General features: G+C 40.0%; 5 protein-coding genes (2 of these 5 running past the window's edge). 4 read left to right on the forward strand and 1 reads right to left on the reverse strand.

The features are described 5' to 3' along the window. Positions 1-328, forward strand: the 3' portion of a protein-coding gene (gene gatB, locus CLV95_RS08315; RefSeq protein ID WP_002735079.1) for an Asp-tRNA(Asn)/Glu-tRNA(Gln) amidotransferase subunit GatB. 1,133 nt of this gene lie to the left of the window's left edge; the window shows 328 of its 1,461 coding nt (coding positions 1,134-1,461); the start codon falls outside the window, past its left edge; the stop codon is at positions 326-328. A 588-nt stretch (positions 329-916) separates the two neighbouring features. After that, the gene (gene dnaE, locus CLV95_RS08320) at positions 917-4,435 is read left to right on the forward strand and encodes a DNA polymerase III subunit alpha (protein WP_026053930.1); all 3,519 of its coding nucleotides are present in this window, start codon (positions 917-919) and stop codon (positions 4,433-4,435) included. Positions 4,436-4,934: 499 nt separating this feature from the next. Here the strand turns inward: dnaE and CLV95_RS08325 are convergent, their stop codons facing one another. Continuing rightward, a complete protein-coding gene (locus CLV95_RS08325) occupies positions 4,935-5,834 on the reverse strand; it encodes a M23 family metallopeptidase (RefSeq protein WP_002735001.1) in 900 nt (299 codons plus the stop codon). A gap of 37 nt (positions 5,835-5,871) precedes the next feature. On the opposite strand from CLV95_RS08325, the gene CLV95_RS08330 reads away from it, so the two are divergent. Beyond that, a complete protein-coding gene (locus tag CLV95_RS08330; protein WP_016749283.1) occupies positions 5,872-6,777 on the forward strand; it encodes an RNA polymerase sigma factor in 906 nt (301 codons plus the stop codon). A gap of 36 nt (positions 6,778-6,813) precedes the next feature. Beyond that, on the forward strand, positions 6,814-7,500 hold the 5' portion of the coding sequence (locus tag CLV95_RS08335; protein ID WP_002735064.1) for a hypothetical protein. 42 nt of this gene lie beyond the right edge of the window; the window shows 687 of its 729 coding nt (coding positions 1-687); it begins with the start codon at positions 6,814-6,816; its stop codon lies off the right edge, out of view.

Below are 7,500 nucleotides of genomic sequence, written 5' to 3' on the forward strand. Positions count from 1 at the left end.
ACTTGTAAAATTGATCGCGGACGGAAAAATTTCCGGTAAGATCGCGAAGACCGTATTCGAAGAACTTCTGATCAGCGACAAAGACGCGGAAACGATCGTAACGGAAAAGAATCTGATCGTGGTTCGTGACGACAAGGAAATCGAAAGGATCGTAAACGAGGCGATTGCTAACAATCAAGACGCAGTGGCCAAGTACAAAAGTGGTAAAGATCGTGCGTTGGGCGCTATTGTAGGTTATGTGATGAAAGTTTCCAAAGGAAAAGCGGATCCTGAATTAGTGAACCAAATGCTTCTGGATAAACTGGGACCTCTTCCGCCAAAAGAGTAAATGGAATATCCGTAAACTATCGAGAATTATATAAGAAAAGTGTTTAAAATTTTGTGTATAGATTTGAGGGTTTATCTCAAAATTCAGAATATTTTATATAGAGATCCATAAAGTTTTGTTTCAAAACCTCAGAATGAAGGAATTCTCATGAGAGTGTTCCAACAATAAAGTTGGCTCAAAAATTCGTAAGTCACTAAAGGGGTGTGATCTGTAGGAATTCCTACATTCTGAAGACTAATTGACTGTGTTGTGGCAATGCCGCTCCACAGAAGACAGTTTGGGGACAGGTTCTTAGCTCCTTTTGTTGGTTTTCTTGTTTTGTGCTTAATGCTTGCATCTAACACACGGTTTTCAAGCTCAGAAGGGCGCTATTTTGTCTAAGAAGATTTTTTTTCGGGTAGGGGAATTCCTACATTTTAAAAATCGGTTCCTAATTTTTTTTACGGAAAAATTAGGAATAAATAAAAATCTGTCCGGTTCGGATTTGTATTATTTTATAAAAAGTTACGGAATTTAGTCTAAGTTGTAATTTTTCATCGATTAGACTCTTGACGTCGGATTCGTCAAAATTCTATTATGTCCCTTATAATGCAGGACTTTGCCCATTTACATCTGCACACCAACTATTCCATGCTCGATGGAGCAATTCGTATCAAAGAGTTGATGCAGCACGTAAAAGAAAACGGTATGTCATCGGTTGCGATGACCGATCACGGAAACATGTTTGGTGCCGTTGAATTTTACAATGAAGCGACGAAACAAGGTATCAAACCGATTATTGGTAGCGAATTTTACGTTTCTCCGAATCGAAAACAAGAAACGGAGATGGTAAAGATCGCGGACGGAAGTGCATATCATCTAATTCTTCTCGCAAAGAACGAGGAAGGTTACAAAAATTTAATACGTCTTTCAAGCAAATCCTACACGGAAGGTTTTTATAAAAAGGCGAGAATTGACTACGATCTACTCGCTCAACACAATGGGGGCCTTGTCTGTTTGACGGCTTGTCTTGCGGGTGAAGTCAATCGGAAAATTCTAGAAGGAAAAATCGACGAGTCTTTTCAATTAGCCGGAAAATTAAATGAGATCTTCCGTAAAGAGGATTTTTATATGGAAATCCAAAATCACGGAATTCCGGAACAGATGACCGTGGCAAAACAAATCTACGACTTTGGAAAAAGAACCGGCATCCCTCTTGTAGTTACAAACGATTCTCATTTTCTAAAAAAAGACGACCAAGAGGCTCAGGATATTCTTCTTAGAATCGGGATGCAAAAACGTATTACAGACCCGATGGAATTCGGCTTTAACGGAGAATTCTACGTAAAAAGTCCGGATGAGATGGCGAGGGTTTTTCCCGAAATTCCAGAAGCTTTTTATAATACATTAGAAATTAGTAATAAAGTGGATTTAAAACTTCAATTTGGAAACTATCTTCTCCCCGAATTTGAGGTCCCGGAAGGATATGATGCGGATTCTTATCTTGAAAAATTAATCTGGGAAGGGATCGGAAGAAAGTACCCTAACCTTTCTCCGGAAATTAAGGATAGAGTTGTCTTCGAACTGAATACGATTAAGAATATGAAGTTTGCCGGGTACTTCTTAATCGTTCAAGATTATATCAATTATGCAAAAAGAAATGGAATTCCTGTTGGTCCGGGGAGAGGTTCTGCCGCCGGTTCCATCGTAGCCTACGCGCTCGGAATCACGAATGTGGAACCTCTCCAACATAATCTTCTTTTTGAAAGATTTTTGAATCCTGACCGTAAGGATATGCCTGATATCGATACCGATTTTTGTGTGGAACGACGGGAAGAAGTCATCAATTACATTCGCAGAAGATACGGGGAAGAAAAAGTCGGTCAAATTATCACGTTCAATTCTCTCGCGGCAAAAGCCGCTCTCAAAGACGTTGCTCGCGTATTAAATCTTCCTTTCGGAGAGGCGAATGAGATGACCAAAGCATTCCCGAACAAACTCGGGATGTCCATTGCAGAAGCGCTCACAACTTCTTCCGAATTGAAGAACTTTTCTGAAAAAGATGATATCAATCATAAAATCTTTGCCATCGCTCAAAGACTTGAAGGAAACTATCGTCAGCCCGGTAGGCATGCTGCCGGTGTTGTGATTTCTCCTTATCCATTGGAAGAGGTCGTTCCACTTTCCACGGTTGCGGAAAAAGAAAGACCGGGTTCTCGATCCATCGTGACTCAATACGATAAAAACAACTTAGAAAGTATCGGTTTGATCAAGATGGATATTTTGGGTCTGAAGAACTTAACGACCTTGGATTACGCGATCAAACTCATCGAACGAAGAAGAGGGGTTCGAATCGATCTCGACGAAATCCCTTACAATGATGCGAACACATATGCTCTCCTTAGAAAAGCGAACACACTCGGTATATTCCAGTTAGAATCCACGGGGATCACCGATCTAGTTGCTAAAAGTCAAGTGAACAACTTTGACGAGATTGTCGCTTTGATCGCATTATATCGTCCCGGCCCTATGGGTGAAGGTATGTTGGACGAATATTTGGATCGTAAATCCGGAAGAAAGCAAGTCACATATCCACATCCTTCTTGCGAGCCGATACTGAAAGAGACTTTCGGAGTTCCCGTTTATCAAGAGCAAGTGATGAGTATCTCCCGGGTTGTTGGAGGATTTTCAGTCGGAGATTCGGACGTATTGCGGAAGGCGATGGCAAAGAAGAAAGCCGATTTGATGGAAAAACTTAAATACCAATTCGTGGAAGGGGCCGTAAAACAAGGCATTCAAGAAAAGGTTGCAAAGGATCTTTTCGAGCAATTGGAAAGATTCGGCGGTTATGGATTCAACAAATCTCACTCCGTAGCCTATGCAATCATCACATACCAAACCGCTTATTTAAAAGCGAACTATACGATCGAATATCTTACTGCACTTCTTGCATCGGATCATGGTAAAACCACCGATATCGTAAAATACATTAACAACGCGAGAGAGATGGGAATTCGAATTCTCAATCCGGACGTTTCCGAATCACAAGCTTCTTTCAATGTAATCGATGATGCTACGATTCGGTTCGGACTTTCCGCGATGAAAGGTGTGGGTGAGACCGCGGCAAACAGTATCATTGAAGCAAGAGATAAGGCCGGAAATTTCAAAACCCTTCAGGATTTTGCCCTCAACATAGATACGAGGTTGATTAACAAAAAAGTTTTTGAAGCTCTCATTCAAGCGGGAGCTTTGGATTCTTTCGGGTATACTCGGAAATGCCTTTTCGAATCGGTGGATTCTATTCTTACTTTTGCTCAAAGAGAGCAGGAAAGGACAAACGAAGGACAGTTTTCTCTTTTTGGGGTAGAGGAAAGTTCTTTCACACTCAACCTTCCTAAGGACGCGCTTGAATGGGAGATCGACGAAAAGTTAAGGCGCGAAAAGGCGATAGCCGGTCTTTATCTTTCCGGTCATCCGCTTGATAAATACGAGAAACAACTCAAAAGTTTAAGGACGATTCCGATTGAAAAATTCGACAATCTAAAATCAGGAAGTAAGGTGGAGGTTGCAGGAATTATCTCTTCCAAGAACATAAAACTTAGTAAACGAAACGAAGAGTTCGCAAATTTCAAACTCGAGGATCGAACTGGAGAGATCGAATGTGTCGCATTCGCGAAGACGTATCAGAAATATAAGGAATTTATAAAGGAAGATCAAGCAATCTTTATCAAAGGGGACTTGGATAAAATCGAAGTGGGAGATACGGAACTCCGCGGACAGGTTAAAGTCAACAGTATCGAAATTTTAGATGATGCGACGATTGAAGATAAGCTCGAAAAATCGCTTCATCTTCGATTGGAAGAAAGACACACGGAGGATCCGGAACTGATTCCGAAATTGTACGCTTTACTTGCCTGTTATAAAGGGGAATCTTCCGTTTATTTTCACATCGTGGAAGATCGGGAAGAAAAAAGAGTTATTCGTGCTCACGATACGTATTCGATCCAACCGATCAATGAACTCTTTCTTCGGTTGGCGGATCTTTTAGGGGACCGTTCCGTTTTTTACTCCGTTGGGGAACAACTCAAAGTAATCAATAAAAATCAGGTTGCCGGTAACGTTGGTTAGTCGTAGGAATTCTTTAGAGCAAAGTTTTAGAAGTTAAGACAAAATGGCGCCCTTCCGGGTTTGAAAAACGAGAGTTAGATGCGAGCATTAACCGCAAAACAAGAAAACCAACAGAAGGAACTAAGAGTTTTCCCAAAACCGTCTTCTGTAGGAGCGGCATTGCCGCAGCACTATCATTCAGTCCTATGAATGTGAGAACTACTACGCTTGGTTATAAACTTGCCGAGGACGGTCGAAGTTGTTTCTTGTAAGGTTTTGGAATCAACGTTGACAGCTTCTGTTTCTGCTCGTTTATGTTTCTTTCAGTTTTGTCGGAGGAATTTAGAGCCGGTCTCAAAACCTGAAGAAAAATATCTCTAGACGATTCGGCAAGTTTTTAAAAAACGTGGGAGTTCCCACAGAAACCGTCGCATTGGCGGTTTTCTCCTGTCGTTTAAAATTGTAATAGCTCTTACATTCCTAAGGTTTTGAGACGGGTTTTAATTTTTCAACAACCCTATTAAAGACGATTTACATAAAAGGTGAAACTTCTTTCATTTCTGTTTCCTCTAAAATCCCAAGCGACTATTTTGATCGTATTTTCACCGGACTTTAAATTTAGATTTCCGATTAAATACTGATCTTTATGATAAAGGTTTATAAAGGAGAATCCATCCGGATTTTTCCATTCAGAAGAAGAATACTGTAATGCTCCAAAATCGGCGGATCGAAGTGTTTCACCGTTTAGAAAATATTGAACCTTACTGACTCCTCTTCTTTGGGATTTTTTTTCTCCTGCATCTACGATCGAAACCGTAAAGGGAAACTCTCTTGAGAGGTTGATATTATCACCGTCATTTATGTTTGTAAACTTTCCGTTCACGTGAACCAATAAGCTTGAAATTTCAGGGGGAGTGCTGTCCGGGATTGGAGAAAGAAATTTCATGGGATCCAAAATTTCTAGTCCGTATTTACGAAGTACAACAAAGTGAAGGTGGGCTCCGCTTGAGTGACCGGAGTTGCCACTGACTCCGATTTTATCACCCGCTTTGATCCAATCAGATTTTAATAATTTAGAAATCCTGCTATCTTTCAAGTGGTAATAGGCGGTAAAATTTCCGGATCCGTGGTCCAACCAAACCGAATTTCCGGTTCCCAGTTCGTCTTCGAAAGGATGATCCTCCGTATAACGACTGTACAAAACTTTTCCATCCCCCATTGCAATTACGGATTCGTTTATGGAAGAAATATCCATTCCATTGTGGAAGTGATCCCCCCTGGATTCTCCAAAGGTAGAGGTGATTTTGTTTTCTAGTTGATCGGTTTTAACAGGGACGAGATAATTTATTACTTTATTATTTTCCGCTTCCATGCTCAGATGGAACGCGGTCCAGGCGACAATAAAGAGAAATTTTTTCATGCGGGACCCAAACCTAAGTGCAAGTAACTCATACAAAATGAATTTGTCAAAAGATAAAACTATAGATCTCGTTTCTAGATGTGGAGATGGAGAAGAAGAAGCGCTCAGGCAATTCTTCGAAATTTATTCGGAAGATATCTACAATTTTCCGATGAAGATCTTCCACCTAAGTGAGGATGATGCCGGGGATTTTTTTATCTATGCATTTGAAAGATTAAAAACCGGATCCCGTTTTGGTAGCTTTAAGGGAAAATCCAGTTTTAGAACCTGGTTTTATTCGGTCTTAAGGAATATGTTGATTGATTGGCAAAGGACCAAACGAGAACTCAAAGTTACCAATCTCGGAAAAATTAGCAAAGAAGGAAAAGAATATGCAACCATAGAGGATGAACCGGATACGCGTCCTGAAATGCAGGAAGAAGCGAGTGAATTTTCCGACCGATTTAATCAGGCCCTCGAAGAAATCGGAGTTGATAAACGAGTCATTTTCAAACTTTCCTACATTTATTATTTAAATTTAAACGAAGACGAGGTTCAATATCTTTTGGAAAAAACGGGCTTAGCCCCCGATGCACTCAAAGAAAAAATTCTTCGTCTCCGATCGGAACTTTCCAATCGGGAAGAGGAAAATATTAGGATGGAAGACAAGATTACTACTCTTTACCTGAATATACTTGAGTTAAAAGAAAAACAGCAAAATACGGCCAAGATTGCACCCATTCTTCCCATGGAAGTGGATAAAACTTCTCACGCCTTGAAGAAAAAATATGAACAGCGTAAGAAGCTTTTAGAAAAGAAAAAGAAAGGGCATTTTTTAGCAAGAACTCCTTACCGTGAAGTTGCGGACCTAATTGGAATTTCCGAAGGGAACGTAAGTGTTACTTTACTCCGTTTAATTGAAAAAATTCAGAAAAAGCTGGATTTTAGTGATTTAGATTTTTAGAAATTTCCGTCTTTTTATGCTATTGGAGAACCAAAAATGGATTCGGGATCTGAAATAAATCAAAAAAACGAGCTTCTACTCTTACTTTTAAACGGAGAAAAAGCCAATGTAGATACAGACATAAAACTACAGAATCAACTCATCCAAATGGAAGAATCGATCCAGGCCGGTATCAGTGCTTCTACTTTGTCGTACTTGGACCAAGCCTCTAAAAAGGGAAAGTTTTCCGAGCTTCAGGAGGAGATCGATTTACAGAAGGTAGATTTGGCAGGTTATCTAACAAAAGATATACCGGAATATTTGAAACGTTACGTCTCATTGGAACTTACAAGGAAATCTCTATCCAAGGAGTCTATTGTAGTAAAATTGGGAAAGTCCGGGGCCCGAATCTTTGAAAGTCTCGTAGAATCGCTTCAAATTAACACAAGAGTAGATTATGCGCCTTCCATGCGTTCGGCTTTGACGAAAGATCCTTCCGAATTTGTCGTTTTTGAAGAAAAAGTTTTCGATAATTCGAAATTTACATATCAATTGGTTCAAGAAACCCCTGAAACGGCATTTTTGAGTGTTAAAATCGAATCACCAGATTCTAATTCGTTTCAAAGAGTAAATCTTTATAAGGATGCGAGATTTATTCTTTCTAACCAATTTAATAATGAGGGAATCGCTAATTTTTCCGGACTCAGGGAAGGAAAATACACGGTAGAATTTCAAGGGAAAGAG

This window comes from Leptospira borgpetersenii serovar Javanica (assembly GCF_003046425.1).
GTDB lineage: Bacteria > Spirochaetota > Leptospiria > Leptospirales > Leptospiraceae > Leptospira > Leptospira borgpetersenii.

Bases quoted from the DNA above. Each gene is read 5' to 3' on its own strand.
- dnaE (WP_026053930.1), top strand. From the start codon at position 917: ATGCAGGACTTTGCCCATTTACATCTGCACACCAACTATTCCATGCTC.
- CLV95_RS08325 (WP_002735001.1), bottom strand. From the start codon at position 5,834: ATGAAAAAATTTCTCTTTATTGTCGCCTGGACCGCGTTCCATCTGAGC.
- CLV95_RS08330 (WP_016749283.1), top strand. From the start codon at position 5,872: ATGAATTTGTCAAAAGATAAAACTATAGATCTCGTTTCTAGATGTGGA.